The sequence below is a fragment of the Sulfurimonas sp. genome (assembly GCF_019429335.1).
In the GTDB taxonomy this organism is placed as follows: Bacteria; Campylobacterota; Campylobacteria; order Campylobacterales; family Sulfurimonadaceae; genus Sulfurimonas.
On record NZ_JAHYJB010000007.1, the window covers coordinates 1 to 18846 of the forward strand.

Sequence of the window (18846 nt, forward strand, 5' to 3'; positions counted from 1 at the left end):
TACCCATAAAAAAGCCTTCTATAATGGTGTTTTGGTTGATACAATTATAGCAAAAAGTGCCTATTTATGGGCTTTGTAGATTGATTTTAGTTGGTATTTTTACTGAAATCTATGTGCGAAAGTTGAGTTATCTTTTTAAAACTATTAATAGATTGCTGTAACGCCTCTTCCGATGAAACAAAACTACTGATTAGTACTTTCCATACAAAGAAAAAAAGAACTTTTTATTATAATGAAGATTTTCTACCAATTATTAAAAAGATGAATTGTCCTATATTAGATATCTTTTAAAGACAAGAATTCCAGAGTGAGATGGGAGAAAGAACTGCATGAAGGGCTGAGAAGTAGCCTGAAATTCGGGCACACCTCTCCGCTCTCGATTTTATGTATTTTGCAAACATAATACAAAATGTTATAATTCCATCGTTTCGATCGGTTATCGTAACTGCCTCTTCGCCTTTTTCACGCTCGGCAAGAGCATACTATCAACTGTCGGTTGTGCTGTACAGTCTGTTCCATGCCAAATATGTTAGAGTTTTTGGTTTAGGTCTAGTATGAGAAGGTGATGAGAGCATAGTATCATCCACAGCGCCACTATCTGCGTGTAGTCGATTCCTCTTTTTGTTTCCATTTGAGAACCAGCCACAACTGTATCAATTTCTACTATTTTTTCAATATTTTGGGTACTCAATACATGAGTTAACTATGATTACACATATACAAAATATCTACTTCACCGGACGCTTGATAATACGCCTATCAATTTTTTGAACAATGAGATTTGTTTGAGTGAGAAACAGGTACCAAGTGCCCCAGTTGAATTACTCAACGGGAAGCCAAAGAAAGCTTCCTTCACTTTGGGAGTGAAAAACACTTGGTACCCCGTTGAATAATTGTAACGGGCTAATAATATTAGAAATTTAGGGAGATGTTAATAAAGGCTTTTTTGCCTTTCAGAAGGTGTCATTTTGTAGTAAATTATTTCATTGGAGTTCATATTGTGTCATCAGTTTTGAAAATTGAAGAGTTATTTTGAAGAAAAAAATTTAGTAGTAGAAATTTATACCGGCTAAAGACTAAGAGTTGTAGTAAAAAAGTAGTAAAAAATTGATTTTGAAGTTTTCTTAAAGTGAGAGTAAAATCTCTTGAAAGTACCTATTTTAGGTATGGTGCGGATGAGAGGACTTGAACCTCCACACCTTACGGCACCAGATCCTAAGTCTGGCGTGTCTACCAATTTCACCACATCCGCATCTTTAAGTGTTTAATGTCTCTTCAGACAAAGTGGTGCGCCCTAATGGATTCGAACCATTGGCCTACGCCTTAGAAGGGCGTTGCTCTATCCAGCTGAGCTAAGAGCGCATGCATTTATAAAAATGGTGCGCCCGATAGGATTCGAACCTATAACCGTCGGATCCGAAGTCCGAAACTCTATCCAGTTGAGCCACGAACGCCACAAAGTTTATCATTTTTATCAAGTTTTTTTATATTTTTTTGTTATGGGGTGGGATGCGGGGCTCGAACCCGTGACCCCCGGCACCACAAACCAGTGCTCTAACCAACTGAGCTAATCCCACCATGTCTCTAAAAAATATAAAAGTGGTCGGGGTGAAAGGACTCGAACCTTCGGCCCCTTGGTCCCAAACCAAGTACTCTAACCATACTGAGCTACACCCCGACCTATACATTAAAGCAATCTTTCAGCTGATTAATGAGGCGAAATTATAGTTAATAACTTCCAAAATGTCAATAGCTTTTTTTACATATTTTAAAACTTTCTCTTAAGCGACACAAAAAAGAGATTAAGATTACTTTGTTACAATACATTTATATAGTTTTAAAGGGTTAGTTTTGGGTGAATTTATTAGCAGTGTCAACTCTATTTTAGAGACGGCTCTATTTTTTGATATTCTTTTTGGGACAGTTGAGGGGGTGAAACTTCCGTTTTTGGTTGTTTGGCTTATCTCAGGAGGTGTTTATCTAACATTTTTAACAAAATTTATAAATGCGAGAATGTTCAGGCACTCATTCAATATAATAAGAGGCAGATACAATACCGCAGATGATATAGGGCAGATATCCTCTTTTGGTGCGCTGACTACGGCACTAAGTGCAACTGTAGGACTTGGAAATATTGCCGGTGTTGCTTTGGCTGTTGCCATAGGAGGTCCAGGGGCTACATTTTGGATGATAGTAGCCGGCTTTTTAGGCATGAGTTTAAAATTTACCGAAGTGACACTCTCACTGCAGCACAGAGAGTTTTTAAAAGACGGAACGATTATGGGCGGTGCAATGGAGTATCTCTCAAAAGGTTTGGCGAAAAAGGGTTATGCAGAATTCGGTAAAGTTTTGGCGGTGGTTTTTGCCGTATTTATGATTGGAGGAGCGATAGGCGGAGGGAATACTTTTCAGGTCTCACAAGCTTTAAGCGCAGTATCTCAAGAGGTGCCATTTTTTCAAGAATTTCCTATAGTATTTGGAATTATTATCGCATCTTTGGTGGGCTTTGTTATTATCGGCGGTGTTACAAGAATCGCTAAAATTACCGAAACCCTCGTGCCTTTCATGGCTATAATATATATCTCGGCATCTCTATGGATTTTAGGAGTTCATTTTGAGAAGATAGGCGATGCCATTAGCATTATATTTACGGAGGCCTTTTCAACAAGTGCTATTTACGGCGGTGTTATCGGTTCACTTATACAGGGATTTCAAAGAGCGGTTTTCTCAAGCGAAGCAGGGATCGGCTCCTCGCCAGTTGCTCATGCTCCCGTAAAAACAAAATATCCTGTAAGACAAGGGCTGGTAGCGCTATATGAACCGTTTATAGATACTATAGTCATATGTACTATGACAGCACTTGTAATCGTAATAACAGGTGTTTATGCTCATGACGGGGCTTATGTTGCCCTTATTGAAGCAAAGCAGGGAGCGGCACTAACAAGCGCAGCATATGGAACGGTTATAGAGTGGTTTCCTGCTATTTTGTCCGTCAGCATAACACTCTTTGCTTTTTCAACACTGATATCGTGGTCTTACTACGGTGAGCGTGCTTGGGTCTATCTTTTTGGCTCAAAACTTTCCATTATTTATAAAATTATGTTTTTATCTTTAACCATTATAGGAACTGTTGTGAGTACTGGATTGTTAGTAGATTTTAGTTTTATGCTTCTTCTTGCCATGGCACTTCCAAACATTTTGGGACTTTTCATATTAGGAGGGGACGTAAAGAGAGAGCTTGAAGAGTACATGTTAAAATTAAAAAGCGGTGAATTGGACAGAGAGGCAATCAGATGAATATACTGGCGCAAAAATGCAAAGAGCTTTTGCTAAAACATAATATTAACGTGCTATCTGAGATTGATTTTGATATAAACGGAGAGATTAATACACTCTCATTTGAGTATATTATAGATGCATATATGAAAGCGTCCCACGAATCTCAACTTGTTTTTTTAACTGCTTTGGAGAGGTCGATAAAAGCCGAGGATGACGGAGCAAGAAAGTTTTTTGAGGGAATGGGGCAGCTTCTGCTGCTTATTCACCTCTCAAAAAATATTGAGGTTTAAATCAAAAATAAAACTCTCACATCAAAAGATGTGAAGCTTTAGTAGCCACAGCGGCTTCAGCGAAGCTTTTTGGACTTGTTCAAAAAGCGTTCAAATTAAAACTGTATCATCCCGTTAATCGGCGAAGAAGCAGTTGCATAAGGACGCTTTGCAATTCTTCCTGCCAAATAGCTCATACGTCCTGCAATAACTGCATGTTTCATAGCCTCAGCCATCATCATAGGGTTTTGCGCTCCTGCAATCGCGGTATTTGTCAGTACTCCATCAGCACCAAGCTCCATTGCATAAGCCGCATCACTTGCACATCCAATCCCTGCATCAACTATTACCGGAAGGCTTACCGCTTCACGAACAAAGACTATGTTATATGGATTTTGAATTCCAAGGCCGCTTCCTATCGGAGCCGCAAGAGGCATAATAGCATGCGCACCGGCATCCTCAAGCCTTTTTGCCATAATCGGGTCATCGGAAGTGTAAGCCATAATTGTAAAACCCTCTTTTGCAAGTATCTGACATGCTTTTATGGTCTCTAAAACATCAGGATAGAGAGTTTTTTGCGTATCGCCTATAACCTCTAGCTTAATAAGGTCTATTCCCGTAGCTTCGCGCATAAGGCGAAAAGTGGTAATCGCCTCCTCCGCTGTTACACATCCTGCAGAGTTTGGTAAAAACTTTACATTAGTCCCTTTAAATGTGTCACGAAGGTTCTCTTTGTCAGGGTCTGTAATATTTAAACGGCGAACCGCAACGGTAATAAGCTCACTTCCGCTTGCAAGCGTTGCCTCTTTTGTAGTTTGAAAATCTTTATATTTTCCGCTTCCGACAATTAGGCGGCTGTTTAACTCATATTTTCCGATTTTTAAAATATCTTTCATTTTTTGTTCCTATAATTTACTTATCTCTTCTATCAAATCATCAGGCGTGAGCGAAAAGTCAGTGCCTGCATAATTTAGTGCCAGCTTTGTATGAGCCAAAGAGGCGTTTATCGCCGCGTTTAGAGGAGCGTATCCTTGTGCTAAAAGCGCCCCGATTAAACCTGTTAGAACATCACCGCTTCCGCCTTTTGCCAAAGATGCTTTGCCGTGCGGATTTATGTAAAATTCATCCCCTTTGGCTATTACAACGTTTGCACCTTTTAAAATCAACGTAACATGAGGATACGCTTTGCAAAACTCCTCAGCATACTTGAAACGGTTTTTTTGCAACTCTTCAGTCGTTATATCAGCTAGTTTTGTTACTTTTAATAGAGAAACAAACTCTTTTGCATGCGGAGTTACAACCACGCCCTCTCTCTTTAGAATTTCCAAAATGATTGGCAAAGAGAGTATATCTGCATCGGCCACGAGAGTAAGGTTGTTGTCTAAAAACTTATTTAGCTCTATCTGGCTAAATTCAGCTCCAAGCCCCATCCCCAATGCCAGCGCTGTTGCATTTTTTGGAACTTCATGCGAATACATAAGCGTATGAGGTATTTGTATATCCTCGTATCCGACAAGCGTTACAAGACCCGCTCCAAATTTCAAAGCAGCGAGCGCACTCATTATACTTGCTCCGCTTTTTTCACCGCTTGCTACACCCAGATGGCCGTAAGAGCCTTTATGTGAATCTTTTTTTACCCTGTTTGGAAGTTTTAAATCATCCAAATCAAGTAAATTCCAGCAGCTCTGCTTCTCATAAATCTCTCTAGAGACGCCAAGATTTATGACTTTTATCTCACCTACGAACTCTTTTGCGCTGTCCATAAACATGCTCTTTTTCAAAGCACCCATAGTCAAAGTCACATCTGCTGCAAATTTGTATCCGGATGGGATGTCGCATGCGATTTTAAATGCTCTCAGCGCGTTCATCTCTTCAATCAGAGAGGCAATCGCATCGCTAAATTCGCCACTAAATCCTGTGCCGACAATTGCATCGACTAAAACATCGCACTCTTGAAGTTTTGCGCACTCCTTTACGCCTATGCCAAGAGAGCGTTTTTGCTGTAGAAGCGCCATCTTTGACGCAGGTTTTTTTGCATAAAATATTGATGTGTCGTACTCTGCATGCAGAAGCCTTGCAAGAGCAATTCCGTCAGCTCCGTTATTTCCGCTTCCGCAAACTATGATGACTTTTAAGCCTTTTTTAAAATTGCTGCGGATATACCCAGCCATACCGCCTGCGGCATGCTCCATCAGAATATCCTCGCTTAAAAAAAACTCCTCGCAACACCTCTTGTCTAAAGATGCAACCTCATCAAAAAGTTTTTGCATAACTACTCTTCAAACACATATTCGTCTATCTGAACTACATTACTCTTGATATCATTGAACAGAAGCGTATGGTAGTTCGTTCTGTATTGATAAAAAAATCTGTTTTTAGGGAACTTTTTCAGGCTTGAAGTGTTGAAATATTCAATATTTGAGCACTTTCCAAGATATAAAAAAGTAAATAGCAGTTTTATCTGCGGATTTTCAAATGTACTATGAGGCTGAGCCAAGAATGTAAGACCATACTTTTTAAGATTTAAAAAATTTAACATGTAGAGCAAAAAGTCTTCAAATTTTGTGTAAAACCCGTTTAAATTTTCAATATCATGGAAAAAATAGTAGTAACTCTCTAACAGCCCCTTATGCTGAAGAGTCGTTGTCAGCTTGCTTGTAATGTCCCTTTTATTTGAGAAGTAACTAGGATCTGTTGCCATGTAGATATGTTTCTTTGCGGAGACAAGCGCATCAAACTTCTCTTGGAACTCTTCGCTCTCATCAAACCTTATATAGTTAAAATGCTCGTCTTTGTATCTTAGCTCTATGCTGTTCTCATCTGAGTTGGAAAAATCAAGATATAGAGTCGCAACACCGTTGTCAATAATATAGTTTCTTATTTTACACGCCAAATTTGTTTTGCCGGCACCCTCTTCCGCCAAAATCAACGTATTATAAAACAGCACCCTCTCTTCAACTTTTAAAGTATTTATACTGCTTACATATTTTCCGAGCTTATCTCTCATATTTTTCCTTTAAAAAAATTTAGCATATATTATATCTTATCTCGTATAAATAAAATCATGGGTTCATATGTAATAAAAAAAATAATGTTTAACAAAGCTGAAAAAATGTAAGATTTATGACAAACTTTACAAACAAAAAAAGGAATAACATGCACACTAAAATACTTTTAACATTAGCTTTGGCAGCTTCATCGGTTTTAGCTTCAGACTTGGCTATGGACGCGAAAAATGCAGGATTAAAACCAATCCCAAGCTCCACATCCGAGCTTCTAAAGCTGATTGACAATCCAAAGAATCCTATAACTCCTAAAAAAGCAGAGCTCGGAAAAAAACTCTACTTTGACCCTAGACTCTCAAAGAGCGGTTTTATCAGCTGTAACAGCTGCCACAACCTAAGCGAAGGCGGAGATGACGGAATCAGCGCCGCAATAGGGCACAGATGGACAGCAAATCCTCATCACCTTAACTCGCCTACCGTTTACAACTCAGTATTTTTCTCATCACAGTTTTGGGATGGACGCGACCCGCATTTAGAAGCACAGGCGCAAGGTCCTATTCAAGCAGCTCCTGAGATGGCAGCGACACCTGACCATGTTCTCTCGGTTGTTACATCAATTCCTCAATACGTAGATGAGTTTAAAGGTGCTTACGGCGATGACGTAAAGATAACTTTTGAAAAAGTCGCAGACACAATAGCAACTTTTGAGCGCACGCTTGTTACTCCATCTGCGTTTGACGACTTTTTAAATGGAAACGATAACGCTTTAAACAAAACTCAAAAAGATGGTCTGAAAACTTTTATAGACAAAGGTTGTACTACATGTCACAACGGAGTCGCTCTTGGCGGAGAGATGAACGCGTTTAACATTACAGGCATATATAAATTCCAAAATGTAGGCGATTTTAAGGGTGACAAGAACGGTATGGTTAAAGTACCTACTCTTAGAAATATCACTCAGACTGCACCATATTTCCACAACGGTCAAATCTGGGAGCTCAAAGACGCTATCAAAGAAATGGGACGTATCCAACTTGGAACTGACATCAGCGATAAAGAGGCTGCTTCAATCGAAGAGTTCCTAAAAGCGCTTGAGGGCAGAAAACAAGATATCGTTATACCTCAGCTACCTGTTTCTACCTCTAAAACTCCTAGACCAAACATTAACTAAATCTTCTACGCTTTTATACCCAAAAAGGGTATAATTGCGTTTATGAATTACAGACAAATAGCACAAGAAACCCTTACAATTGAAGCAAACACCCTTTTGGAGAGCGCAAAGCATATTGACGATGTTTTTGACAAAGCTGTCGAGATTATTCTTGGCTGCAAAGGAAAGCTTATCGTAACAGGTGTAGGCAAATCAGGTCTTATCGGCGCCAAAATGGCGGCAACATTTGCTTCAACGGGAACTCCAAGCTTTTTTCTGCATCCTACCGAAGCGCTTCACGGCGACCTTGGAATGATAAGCGGCAGTGATGTCGTTATCGCAATAAGCTACAGCGGAGAGAGCGAAGAGCTAAGCTCAATACTTCCACATGTAAAAAGATTCAACATCCCGCTAATCGGCATGACGAGAGACAAAAACTCTACGCTTGGAAAATATAGCGATATTGTAATAAAAGTCGTAGTTGAGAAAGAAGCATGCCCTCTCAATGTCGCGCCAACAAGCTCAACAACCCTGACACTCGCGCTCGGTGATGCTCTTGCTGTTTGTCTTATGAGAGCAAAAAACTTTAAAAAAAGCGACTTTGCCTCTTTCCATCCCGGTGGAGCCTTGGGAAAACGCCTATTTGTCAAAGTGAGTGATTTGATGAGAACAAAAGAGCTGCCTATAATCTCGCCACAGACAGAAGTAAAAGACGCTATCGTTAAAATCAGCGAAGGCAGGCTCGGAACGGTTTTAATAACCGACAATGAGAACAAACTCCTAGCGCTTATGAGTGATGGTGACGTCCGCAGAGCACTTTTGAGCAAAGATTTTTCACTTGATGATGAAGTTTTAAAATATGCGACCATAAATCCAAAAACAATTGATGATGAAAACATACTTGCAAGCGAAGCGCTTGTGATTATAGAAGAGATGAAGATACAGCTGCTTGTTGTAACGGATAAACAAAAGAGAGTAAAAGGCGTGCTTCACATCCATACTCTGATAGAAAAAGGGATATCATGAGATTAAATAAATACATCGCCCACCACTCAAGCTACTCAAGAAGAGAGGCTGACAAGGTGATACAAGAGGGCTATGTAAGGGTCGATGGCGAGATAGAGACCAACCCCGCAACCGATGTACATGAGGGAGTTTCAGTAGTGTATGTCAGCGGTAAACAGGTAACCCCAAGAGACAAATATACGGTCATCATCTACAACAAACCAAAAGGCGAGCTTGTTACAAAAAGCGACCCAAAAGGCAGACGTACCATTTATGAGACTCTAGGCAAAGAGTATAAACACTATGTTCCAGTAGGAAGACTTGACTACGCCTCCGAGGGACTTCTTCTTCTGACTGATGCTTCAAAGGTTGCCTCTGCTCTTATGGAGTCAGATTTGGAGAGAATTTACAAGATTAAAATCAAGGGTGAAGTGACTCAGGAGATGGAGCAAGCGATGCTTCAGGGAATGGTACTAGATGATGCGACGGCAGGCGGACACAGCCACTCTAAAGTTACGTCCATGGTATTTAAGCCTTTCATAGGCTATAAAATCCAAAAAAATGAACCAAACTACTCAGTTTTAAAAGTGGCTCTTAGCGAGGGTAAAAATCGTGAACTTAGAAGATTTTTTGCGCACTTTGGTGCAGATATAGCAGACCTAAAAAGAGTCAGTTTTGCTGAGATTGAATTGAATAATCTTCCAACCGGCAAGGTTAGATTTCTAAGCCGCAGCGAATACTCCGCACTCTTTAAATTTTTAAAAGAAGAGAATAAAGAAGGGAAGAAATCAAGCCCTAGAGAGAGCAAAAAAGCAAATACTCCAGAGAGTAAAAAACCTACCTTTAAAAAAAATGATGACAAAAACTTCAAAGATGGCAAAAAAAGTGTAACCAAGATTGGAAAGAAACCTCTCTTTAAAGATGATAAAAAAAAGAGTTTTACAGGTAAGAAAACCACTAAAAAGAGTGGTTAAGTGGCAGATTTTACCCATCATTTACGACCAAAATCTTTTGATGAGATAATAGGGCAAGAGCATTTAAGCGCAAAAGATGCTCCCCTTAGAGTATTATGTGAAAAAGGCGCGCTTGGGCACAGTTTCTTTTTTGGACCATCAGGGTGCGGAAAAACCTCTATTGCACGAGTTATCGCAAAAGTTATGGAACTGCCTTTTTACGAGTTCAATGCCACAAGCATCAAAATTGATCAGCTAAGACAGATTTTTGAGCAGTATAAAAACACCCTCCAACGACCGCTTATCTTCATCGACGAAGTACACAGACTTGCAAAAAATCAGCAGGAAGTCCTGCTTCCTGTTATGGAAAACAACTCTGTTTTGATTATTGGAGCGTCGACAGAGAACCCATTTTTTTCTCTCACCTCGGCAATCCGCTCCCGCTCTATGCTTTTTGAACTTTACAATATCTCAAACGAAGCTCTATTTAAACTTTTAGACCAAACATTAACACAGACAAATATTACATGCAATAAAGAAGCAAGCGAGTATTTGGTTGCAAGCAGTGGCGGTGATGCAAGAGCAATGCTTAAACTTTTGGAGTTTGCCTCAAACATAAACAGCGATATAACACTTGAAATTTTAAAATCTCTCAGACCTAATGCACTAAGCGCAGGAAGTAGCGAAGCGGGAGTTCATTATGATTTGACAAGTGCGATGATTAAGTCTATAAGAGGCTCAGATATGGACGCAGCTATCTATTACCTAGCGAGACTTATAGACGGAGGGGAGAGTGCCGACTTTATAGCAAGACGGCTTGTAATCCTTGCTAGCGAAGATATCGGAAATGCAAATCCGCAGGCCTTAACTCTTACTACTAGCGCCATGACAAGTGTGTCAAAAATCGGCTATCCCGAGGCAAGAATCATTCTATCACAAGCGGTCATCTATCTCTGCGCTTCTCCAAAATCAAACTCTGCATACTTAGCAATTAATGAAGCTCAAAAAGCGGTAAATGACGGCATTATGCTCGACATTCCAAAAAACATCAGGCAGAAAAACGAGGGGTATCTATACCCGCACGATTTCGGCGGATACGTAAAACAGCTCTATATGTCAAAACCGCTGAAATTTGTAGAGCTTAAAAACATCGGCTATGAGAAGAAAATGAAAGAGTGGATAGATGGGATAAATGGTTTTAGTTAACTTTAATTGTTTAAATTATAAACTACTAACAACATGTAGTATTTATTACACGAAGGATAGACAGTATGGAAATAGAAACATCTTCAAACACAATCAAAATTACAGGCAACATCAAAAGCATAAGTGATTTTCAAAACATTAAGCAGAGTATTGATACTCTAATTCTCCAGCATAAACAGATTAATATTGCCGTTGTAGATTCACTCTCTATTACCTCTTCCGTAATAGGTTATTTAAACAAACTTGTTTTAAAAGACAATATTGATATCCGCATGAATGTCGGGAATGAACAGCTTTTGCACCTTTTAGATGACTTGAATCTAATACAAACATTTAAAGCTAAAAGAGCTTAAAAATGACAATAAAATATAAATTAAACCTTATCACGGCCATAGTTGTTTCATTTGCTCTTGTTATTATTGCTATTACGCTTAACAGAACGATCACAAACAGCGCGCAGATTGCCCAAGCGCAACTGCTCAATGAGCTTTCTAAAAAGTTAAGCCACTTGATTCATGAGACGCAAAAAGAGAGGGGTGCTAGTGCCGGTTATATCGGCTCAAAAGGCGGGCAATTTGGTGATATCCTACCAAAGCAGAGAGAGTTGACAAAAGAAGAGTATGATGATTTAGCTTCATACATAAAAACTCTTGATATGGGAAAGTTTCCAGAAGAGCTTAACAGCGAGATATCAGGCTTTAACGCTGATATGAACAAGATATCAGATATCCGCTCTCGTGTTGATACACTTTCGATAAGCGTTGGCGATGTTGTTTCATACTACACCAACATGAATAAAAAGATTTTAAATATAGTCTCGCTTAGCGCAAAGCTTGCAAATACTCAAGAGCTCGTAAAAGCACTTGACTCATATAGCAACTTCCTAAAATCAAAAGAGCGCGCAGGTATAGAGAGAGCGGTGCTAAGCGGTACTTTTGCAGCCAACAGATTTGAGGATGGTGTCTTTGCAAAATGGATTACGCTCGTTGCAGAGCAGGACGCCTTTTTAGACTCTTACCTCTCTATGGCAACCGATGATTCAAAAGTGCTCTACCAGTCAACGATGAACTCCCCTATTATTACCGAAGTTAATAAAATGAGAGATATAGCAAGGACTAAAGCCCTAGAGGGCAATTTTGGTGTAGACAGCGTTATATGGTTTCAAACTATAACTAAAAAGATAGACCTTTTAAAAGAGATTGATGACGAGCTTGCAAAACAAAATAGCCTGCTTTTGGATGAAATTGGGTCAAAAGAGAACAGAACTGCCCTGATAACACTGTTTAGCTATACAATTTTTGCTATTGTTATATTTACAATTATCTTTATAGTAAGCAGAGGTGTAAACAGAAGTGTTCGCAGCTCCTTAGAGAAGATAGAGTGCGTATCTAGCAATCTTGACCTAACATGCGATATTATAGTGGAGGGCAAGGATGAGATTTCTCAAATCTCAAGAGCTCTCTATGTCATGATTGTTGCGTTTAAAGAGAGCGTTTATCAAGCTAAAGATGTCTCTTCTACTACGTCAAAAGAGAGCAAAATATTAAACAATATAGTTGATGAACTTACAAAAAATGGCGAACATGCTGATGGCAAAATTACAAAAATAAATGTTTTAGTAGGTGAGGTCGGGGTTCGTCTTGATGCTATCGAAGAGGCTTCCATTACTGTAACGGAGGATTTAAAGAGGACTTTTGGCGTACTTGACGGATTTATAAGCGAGCTTAATTCGGTTGTCAAGGCAATTGAAGAGGGGAGCGAACATCAGCAAGATTTGGTTCAAAAAGTTTCATCATTGACAGAGCAGGCAAAAAATATAAAAGATGTTTTAGCAATTATCTCAGATATAGCAGACCAGACAAACCTTCTTGCGCTTAATGCAGCAATAGAAGCAGCGCGTGCAGGCGAGCATGGACGCGGATTTGCAGTTGTCGCAGACGAGGTTAGAAAACTGGCAGAGAGAACGCAAAAAAGTCTAAGCGAGATTAGTTCAAACGTAAATCTAATAACTCAAAATGTTGTCGAGATTTCAGAAGAGACACTAAGAACATCAAGAAATATGAGCAATATTGCGGGCTCTGCACAGGAGTTAATCTCATCTTCACAAGAGACAAAAGAGAATCTCTTAATTACTACAAATAAATCCAGCGACGTTATGCACCAAAGCACTTACATTGCTACCAAAACAAAAGAGCTTATCCGCGATATGGATGAGATTATAGAGATTTCTCAGAAAAATACAGAGCACAGAAACCTAGTAGATGAAGCTGCTACCAAACTATCCAGCGATGCAAACAGATTGCAAAACGAGCTGAGCAAATTTAAAATTTAATGCACGGCAACATCGACAGCTCAGTATTGGACTACCTAAAATCTTTAACACTTCTATGTGTTGAAGATAACAAAACTACACAACTCCTTTACGACTCCATATTTGAAGATTTAGTAAAAAAGATAATATTTGCCAACAACGGCGAAGAGGGTTATCAAAAATTTTACGATGAAGACATAAGCCTCATTATTGCCGATTACGACATGCCTGTGCTTAACGGCATAGATATGATTAAAAAAATCAGAAGTGTTGATGAAGATATCCCTATTATTCTCGTCTCAGCAATACAAGATATAGATATAATCGTTCAAGCGCTCCAGCTAAATGTAAACAACTTCATTAAAAAGCCAATAGTGGCAATAGAAGTTATGCAAGCTATCGAGAACGTATCCAAACTCCTGATTGCAAATAACTACATAAAAGAGCAGAGAGAGAAAAGAATAAGAGAGTTTGAGAAAAAAGAGAAGTACAACTCATACCAAGAGGATTTGGCATTCTCAAAAGAGCTAAACATCGTTAGAAATGATTTCTACTACCACATGATTGACAATCAGTGCATGGCGCTTATAGACTTTTACTACAAACCGCTTGATATCTTAAGCGGAGATGCTTACAGTATAAGAAAGATTAACAACGACGTTGCATTTTACTCTATTGTAGATGGAATGGGCAAAGGGTTGTCTGCATCGCTAACCTCAATGCTAATGACTTCGTTTGTAAATCATTCTATTGATTTGATGATTAAAAATAAGAACTTTGATTTAAGAAATCTAATAGAGATCTCTCTAGAATATATCAGACCTATTTTGCTTGATGAAGAGGCACTATCGATGGATTTTATAATAATTGACTGCAAAGAATATGTTATTCATTATGCTAAATTCGCGATGCCCTCAATTCTAATGCAGTCAGCAGATGGACAAATCATTAAACTAAAGTCAAACAACCCTCCGATGAGCAAATACACAAAAGAGCTAAATTTATCAACATGTACAACTAAAAATATTTCAAAGTTTCTTTTTTACAGTGACGGCGTTATTGAGAACAACACAATCACAAGCGGCAAACAATACGCGGAGTTTATTGAGGGTGATTTTCTAAACTCTTTTTCCAAAGAGGATATGGTAAACAACTTTTTGCACAGAACATACTCGCAAGAAGATGATATAACCTTTATAATCATCAATCAGCTAAGTCTAGACGAGAGCAGCAAATTTGCGCAAAAAGAGTTCAGAAGCACGCTTGATGAAACGAAAGAGGCTAACGATTGGTACGCAAATACTTGGATTGGTCTAAACAGTAACTGCAAGCTTGCTTATAATGCCGGGGTTGTTTTTTCCGAGCTCTTTATGAATGCTTACGAGCATGGGAATTTGGGCCTTGATACCGACACAAAGCACAGACTGCTAAGCGACAATACCTATTTTGCAAAACTTGAAGAGATGCAAAAAGATTGCACAAAAAATATATCCGTAAACATTCATAAGGTAGAGCACGGTTCAAGCATCTATATCGTTACTGTTATTAAAGATGAAGGTGAAGGATTTGATACTAAAATTTTAAGTACTATGTTTAAAAAATCGACATCTTTTAATGGAAGAGGTATTTTTATATCTAAGAAGTCGTCACTAGGGGTTTACTACAACAGTGTGGGAAACTCGGTACTGTTTTTACATAAGATTTAAACTCCGTGCAAAGCACGGAATCCAATTTAAGCTTATTTGCCTAATGCTGCTTTTGACGAAGCTGCAACTGCACTAAATGCTGCTGCATCATTCATAGCCATATCAGCAAGAATTTTACGGTCAAGCTCGATGCCAGATTTGTGAATACCGTTCATAAACGATGAGTAGTTCATACCGTTAAGACGACAAGCTGCATTTATACGGATAATCCACAGTTTACGGAAATCACGTTTTTTCTGCTTACGGTCACGGAACGAATAGTACATTGAACGTTCTAATTGTTCTTTAGCTTTACGGTAATGTTTGCGGCGACCGCTATAAAAACCTTTTGCTAGTTTTAATATCTTTTTGTGTCTTCTTCTACGAACAACACCTGTCTTTACTCTTGGCATTTTATTTCCTTTTTTCTTTACCCAGTCACTTTTTGTGTTCAAGGTGCCACATCTCGGTGGTCTTGCCCAGAATCAATCTGGAGATTGAATAATTAACTAAATATTAGTTAATCATAGCCTTTACATTTTTTTCATCAACTTTAGCAATAACTTTTGGTTTATGTTGCTTACTACGAGTATCTGAATCTTGTTTTGTCAAGATATGGCTTCTATACGCTGTACCGCGTTTAACTGTGCCGTTTTTCTTAACTTTAAAACGCTTTACAGCGCCCTTAACCGATTTCATCTTTGGCATCGAAACTCCTTTGTAAAATTCCCTTAGAGTACAAAATGTACTTTGAGAGCGAAATTATACCAAAATATTTTGAATTTTTGTTATACTCACAAAATGAATTCTATTAAACATATTAATAATGCACTGCTTGATTTAGATAAAGAGGTAGAGGCGGTACTTTTGGACATGAGTCTGCCTATGAACGAGAAAGACAACTGCATGCTTCCATTATTGCAGCAAAAGAGAGTTTTAACGCAAACACTCGAAGATTTGACATATCTTAAAAACAATCCGCCAAAACCAAATCAGGCATGCGGAATTTCCAAACACAGAAAAGATTGATCGCAAAAAAATTTGTACCGAGATAAAGACAACTGATTTTGTTAAAGTTTGAGGCGAAATTAAGTTAATTTGAGGAGTTTACTTGAGGTAAATGACGAAAATTCACTTCTTTTCAACGAAGAAATTTATCAAAAGCATTGTTTTAAAAAGACTCCTCTCCAGATACCTGCGGCACATAACGCTCTAAGCCGTGCTGCTGTATTCCTACCCTGACACTGTAACTTAAAGCACCATTGCACAGGTCTAAAGAGAAGCGACGAATTATAGCCAAAAAAGTTAAAATAGCAAAGATTTTTAAAGAGAGATAGTTCCTATTGCGGTTTTGATAGCTTCAAAATAGGCTTCGTACTCAAAACTGCCCTCCTGTTTTACACCGGCAAACTCTATATCTCTTGCCATCTCGTAAACTTCGTTGAATTTCAGGTTTCCTGCACTCCCTTTTATTGCATGTGCGCTTGACCTTATTTTTTCATAATCTCTTGCCTCTATTGCATTTTTTAACGACTCCATCGTTGAGGCTGACTCTTCTATAAAACTTGCTATAAGTAGCGGAATATGTTTAGGTTTGAGGCCTATGGCTTTTGCCATATCTTCATAATCCACTCTTGAATAATCTGCATCTAAAATAGGCATTGTTAAGTCCAACCATTATTATATTTGAAATTATTCTATCATAAAAAATAGCATTTTTGCAGCAATATTAAAAGTTTAAATTTTTGAAATTTCTAAAAAGGTTACGTGCGGATATCTAGTTTTTTAGATGTAGGAATATCAGTAGAGCGCAGAAAATCAAGATTTTTCTTTATCTGCTTCATAGATGCTTTTGTCTCATCTCGAAGGCTCTCCATCAAAGAGGTCGCCTCTTTTAAAAGATATATCGCCTCTTGGATCTCTTTTGGATCTTGGAGTTGCGGAACATCATCCAAAAGCTTACCCAAAGCATTTGGATTTTTCTCAATAATTGCTATTTTTAGCTTATTTAGCCACATTTGTGGTCTCTCTCCAAGCTTCTAACAACCCCTTGAATACATTGCTGACCTCATCAAGTCTTGACTCGTCTTTTTTAATATTTGCTTCATTTAAAAGCTGTATCTCATAATTATAAAGCCCCTCGAGATATTGCGTTACACGTCCACCTTTTACATCTAACATGGAGATAAGCTCAGTTATCACAGCAACAGAGCGATTTATCCAGTAAACTCTCTTTTCTATGTTACCATCTTTCATAGCCTTCTTTGCCTGCGCGTTAAAACGAAGAACCCCTTCATAGAGCATCTCAATAAGCTTTGCCGGAGACTCTATCCCAACATTATTTTGTGCGTAAATATTATGAGCTACATTACCATACATTTCAAATCCTTTTTTACTATTTTTATCGTTCTCTTCATGCATAAATATCGTCATCTAAGAGGCTTTCTTTAATCTTTTTATACAAATCAATTATTATAATCATTTGACGTATTTGCCATCTCAGTAAACATAGAAGAAGCATTGTTGAACTTTGCTATCATCGCATCATATGCTGCATACTGTTTTGCCAAAATCTCATACTTTGCATCAAGTCTCTCTGTCGCTGATGTTTTTCTATCTTCTAAGGAATCTATTGTATCGTTGACATAATTTTTATACTGGTCAAGCGTTCCGTTATACTTTGTATAAACACTAGTTATTGTTGACATCTCATTAAATATTCCCATTACTTCAGTTGTCGTTCCATCTGCCTTGGTAAATGTGCCGCCAGAAAAAAATGCTTCTACATTAGCTGGATCTTCATCCATCTTGACATTTAAAACATCTTTATCCACACTCATCTTTCCATCTTTATCTATATCAAAACCAAAATCTGACATAAATCCCACTCCGCCACCGACAGTTGAAAACATATTTTCCAACTCTCTTTTCATGCTCTTAATCGTGCTCTCGTTAGAGAAAATACCCCTCTCGCTACTCTCGATGCTTGACTTTGTCATTCTATTTAGCTCAGTTATAGCTGCATTGTACTTCTCTACAAAACTATCTATTTTCGTCATAATACCTTCACGGTCTTGTGCGACACTGACAGTAGAAGTTCCAACCTCTTTTAGTGTAATATCAAGACCCACAATCAAGTCTGTTATATTGTTACTTGAGCGAGTTATCGCTTGTCCATTAAAAGTAAAATTTGCATCAACTCCAGTTTGAACCGCAGCCAAATCAAAATCTGTTGTCAAGCGGCCGTCTTTAAGGTTTGCTCCAAGTCCATCAGCATTGTCTGTAATCGTAATATTCTGTGTTGTACCGGTATCCGCTGAGCTTACAAATAGACGAAATTCACCACTACTTATCTGCACTATTGTGGCATCTACTTTATCGCCTGCGATGTCGTTGATTGAATTTTTTAAATCCGTAAGCGTAGTAGTCTCATCATAAGCTATCTGAAAATCCTGACCATCAATATTGAGATTCATAACTCCTGCAGCATTTGCGATTAATTCAGTGTTTGAAGTAAAAGCACCAGACTGCTCTATCTGCTTTGTTGCCAAGTTTGCAACATCAAGCGTAAAGTCCTGAATATCACTGTTTGCAGCAGCCGTTACTGCTACAGACGTTCCCACAACTGAAGTAGTCCGCTCATCATATAAAAGAGGCGTCTTAAGAGCATCGATGCTGTCTATCAAGTTTGTCATATTTGCATCTAAGAGATCAAACGCGTCTATTTTATCCTTTTCATTAGCAAGTTTCAAATCTACCGGTCTGATGAACTGTGCCTCATCCGCCTCGCGTAACTGGTCTAAAACATCTTGTGTTAAAATCCCTGATCCAACACCTAGTGAACTGATAGCCATAATAAATCCTTTAGTCGAAAATAGTTAGCATAAACTAGTTTGCCTTTATTGAATAGTAAATCGGCAATAAAGATATTTAGTTTAATTAGAAGAAGAAAAAGTTAGAAAATTTTAGAAGAAAAGCAAAGG

20 protein-coding genes, 5 tRNA genes and 1 other RNA gene are annotated in these 18846 nt (G+C 38.4%); 10 read left to right on the forward strand and 16 right to left on the reverse strand.

Annotated features, from left to right (window positions below):
- Positions 1-529: 529 nt before the first annotated feature.
- The 6 genes from K0A91_RS04180 to K0A91_RS04205 form a co-directional block, all read right to left on the reverse strand.
- Positions 530-691: a hypothetical protein gene (locus K0A91_RS04180; RefSeq protein ID WP_295008464.1), complete on the reverse strand. Its 162-nt coding sequence runs from the start codon at positions 689-691 to the stop codon at positions 530-532.
- A gap of 476 nt (positions 692-1167) precedes the next feature.
- Positions 1168-1252, reverse strand: a tRNA-Leu gene (locus K0A91_RS04185).
- A 33-nt stretch (positions 1253-1285) separates the two neighbouring features.
- Positions 1286-1362: transfer RNA gene (locus K0A91_RS04190), tRNA-Arg, on the reverse strand.
- 15 nt (positions 1363-1377) lie between these two features.
- Positions 1378-1454, reverse strand: a tRNA-Arg gene (locus K0A91_RS04195).
- Positions 1455-1500: 46 nt separating this feature from the next.
- Positions 1501-1577: transfer RNA gene (locus K0A91_RS04200), tRNA-His, on the reverse strand.
- Between the two features lie 23 nt (positions 1578-1600).
- Positions 1601-1678 (reverse strand) — tRNA-Pro (locus tag K0A91_RS04205).
- A gap of 173 nt (positions 1679-1851) precedes the next feature.
- Between K0A91_RS04205 and K0A91_RS04210 the strand changes: the two genes are divergently transcribed.
- Together K0A91_RS04210 and K0A91_RS04215 are read left to right on the forward strand one after the other, a co-directional pair.
- Positions 1852-3297: an alanine/glycine:cation symporter family protein gene (locus K0A91_RS04210; protein ID WP_295008466.1), complete on the forward strand. Its 1446-nt coding sequence runs from the start codon at positions 1852-1854 to the stop codon at positions 3295-3297.
- On the forward strand, positions 3294-3569 hold the full coding sequence (locus K0A91_RS04215; RefSeq protein ID WP_295008468.1) for a hypothetical protein: 276 nt from the start codon (positions 3294-3296) through the stop codon (positions 3567-3569). Before K0A91_RS04210 ends, K0A91_RS04215 begins: the two co-directional genes overlap by 4 nt.
- A 95-nt stretch (positions 3570-3664) precedes the next feature.
- On the opposite strand, the gene K0A91_RS04220 is transcribed toward K0A91_RS04215, so the two are convergent.
- The 3 genes from K0A91_RS04220 to K0A91_RS04230 are packed head-to-tail and all read right to left on the reverse strand — an operon-like array spanning position 3665 to position 6555.
- Complete coding sequence (locus tag K0A91_RS04220) at positions 3665-4444, reverse strand: thiazole synthase (protein WP_295008470.1); 780 nt, start codon at positions 4442-4444, stop codon at positions 3665-3667.
- Positions 4445-4453: 9 nt separating this feature from the next.
- The gene (locus K0A91_RS04225; RefSeq protein WP_295008472.1) at positions 4454-5818 is read right to left on the reverse strand and encodes an NAD(P)H-hydrate dehydratase; all 1365 of its coding nucleotides are present in this window, start codon (positions 5816-5818) and stop codon (positions 4454-4456) included.
- 2 nt (positions 5819-5820) lie between these two features.
- The gene (locus K0A91_RS04230) at positions 5821-6555 is read right to left on the reverse strand and encodes an ATP-binding protein (RefSeq protein ID WP_295008473.1); all 735 of its coding nucleotides are present in this window, start codon (positions 6553-6555) and stop codon (positions 5821-5823) included.
- Between the two features lie 149 nt (positions 6556-6704).
- Here K0A91_RS04230 and K0A91_RS04235 point away from each other — a divergent pair, with 149 nt between their 5' ends.
- The 7 genes from K0A91_RS04235 to K0A91_RS04265 all read left to right on the forward strand — a co-directional run bounded on the left by K0A91_RS04235 (position 6705) and on the right by K0A91_RS04265 (position 14884).
- Positions 6705-7724 (forward strand): cytochrome-c peroxidase, encoded by a 1020-nt coding sequence (locus K0A91_RS04235; protein WP_295008475.1) that lies wholly within the window; start codon positions 6705-6707, stop codon positions 7722-7724.
- Between the two features lie 42 nt (positions 7725-7766).
- The gene (locus K0A91_RS04240; protein WP_295008477.1) at positions 7767-8729 is read left to right on the forward strand and encodes a KpsF/GutQ family sugar-phosphate isomerase; all 963 of its coding nucleotides are present in this window, start codon (positions 7767-7769) and stop codon (positions 8727-8729) included.
- On the forward strand, positions 8726-9682 hold the full coding sequence (locus K0A91_RS04245; protein ID WP_295008478.1) for a pseudouridine synthase: 957 nt from the start codon (positions 8726-8728) through the stop codon (positions 9680-9682). The genes K0A91_RS04240 and K0A91_RS04245 overlap by 4 nt, the downstream gene beginning before the upstream one ends.
- Entirely contained in the window at positions 9683-10867 is a 1185-nt protein-coding gene (locus tag K0A91_RS04250) for a replication-associated recombination protein A (RefSeq protein ID WP_295008480.1), read from the forward strand.
- 65 nt (positions 10868-10932) lie between these two features.
- Positions 10933-11220 carry a hypothetical protein gene (locus K0A91_RS04255; protein ID WP_295008482.1) on the forward strand — a complete coding sequence of 96 codons (288 nt, stop codon included), beginning with the start codon at positions 10933-10935 and terminating at the stop codon, positions 11218-11220.
- Positions 11221-11222: 2 nt separating this feature from the next.
- Positions 11223-13199 (forward strand): methyl-accepting chemotaxis protein, encoded by a 1977-nt coding sequence (locus K0A91_RS04260; RefSeq protein WP_295008484.1) that lies wholly within the window; start codon positions 11223-11225, stop codon positions 13197-13199.
- A complete protein-coding gene (locus tag K0A91_RS04265; RefSeq protein ID WP_295008486.1) occupies positions 13199-14884 on the forward strand; it encodes a response regulator in 1686 nt (561 codons plus the stop codon). Before K0A91_RS04260 ends, K0A91_RS04265 begins: the two co-directional genes overlap by 1 nt.
- Before the next feature lie 32 nt (positions 14885-14916).
- Here K0A91_RS04265 and rplT read toward each other — a convergent pair whose 3' ends face one another.
- On the reverse strand, positions 14917-15276 hold the full coding sequence (gene rplT / locus K0A91_RS04270) for a 50S ribosomal protein L20 (protein WP_295008488.1): 360 nt from the start codon (positions 15274-15276) through the stop codon (positions 14917-14919).
- 103 nt (positions 15277-15379) lie between these two features.
- Complete coding sequence (gene rpmI, locus K0A91_RS04275; protein ID WP_294888890.1) at positions 15380-15571, reverse strand: 50S ribosomal protein L35; 192 nt, start codon at positions 15569-15571, stop codon at positions 15380-15382.
- A gap of 93 nt (positions 15572-15664) precedes the next feature.
- On the opposite strand from rpmI, the gene K0A91_RS04280 reads away from it, so the two are divergent.
- On the forward strand, positions 15665-15892 hold the full coding sequence (locus tag K0A91_RS04280; protein ID WP_295008490.1) for a hypothetical protein: 228 nt from the start codon (positions 15665-15667) through the stop codon (positions 15890-15892).
- A 152-nt stretch (positions 15893-16044) separates the two neighbouring features.
- Here the strand turns inward: K0A91_RS04280 and ffs are convergent.
- The 5 genes from ffs to fliD form a co-directional block, all read right to left on the reverse strand.
- Positions 16045-16142: signal recognition particle sRNA small type (gene ffs / locus K0A91_RS04285), an RNA gene on the reverse strand.
- 44 nt (positions 16143-16186) lie between these two features.
- On the reverse strand, positions 16187-16525 hold the full coding sequence (locus K0A91_RS04290) for an Hpt domain-containing protein (RefSeq protein WP_295008492.1): 339 nt from the start codon (positions 16523-16525) through the stop codon (positions 16187-16189).
- Between the two features lie 101 nt (positions 16526-16626).
- Entirely contained in the window at positions 16627-16881 is a 255-nt protein-coding gene (locus tag K0A91_RS04295; RefSeq protein ID WP_295008494.1) for a hypothetical protein, read from the reverse strand.
- Positions 16868-17242, reverse strand: coding sequence for a flagellar export chaperone FliS (gene fliS, locus K0A91_RS04300; protein ID WP_295008597.1), 375 nt, complete (start codon positions 17240-17242; stop codon positions 16868-16870). The genes K0A91_RS04295 and fliS overlap by 14 nt, the downstream gene beginning before the upstream one ends.
- An 86-nt stretch (positions 17243-17328) precedes the next feature.
- A complete protein-coding gene (gene fliD / locus K0A91_RS04305) occupies positions 17329-18717 on the reverse strand; it encodes a flagellar filament capping protein FliD (protein ID WP_295008495.1) in 1389 nt (462 codons plus the stop codon).
- Positions 18718-18846 lie beyond the last annotated feature (129 nt).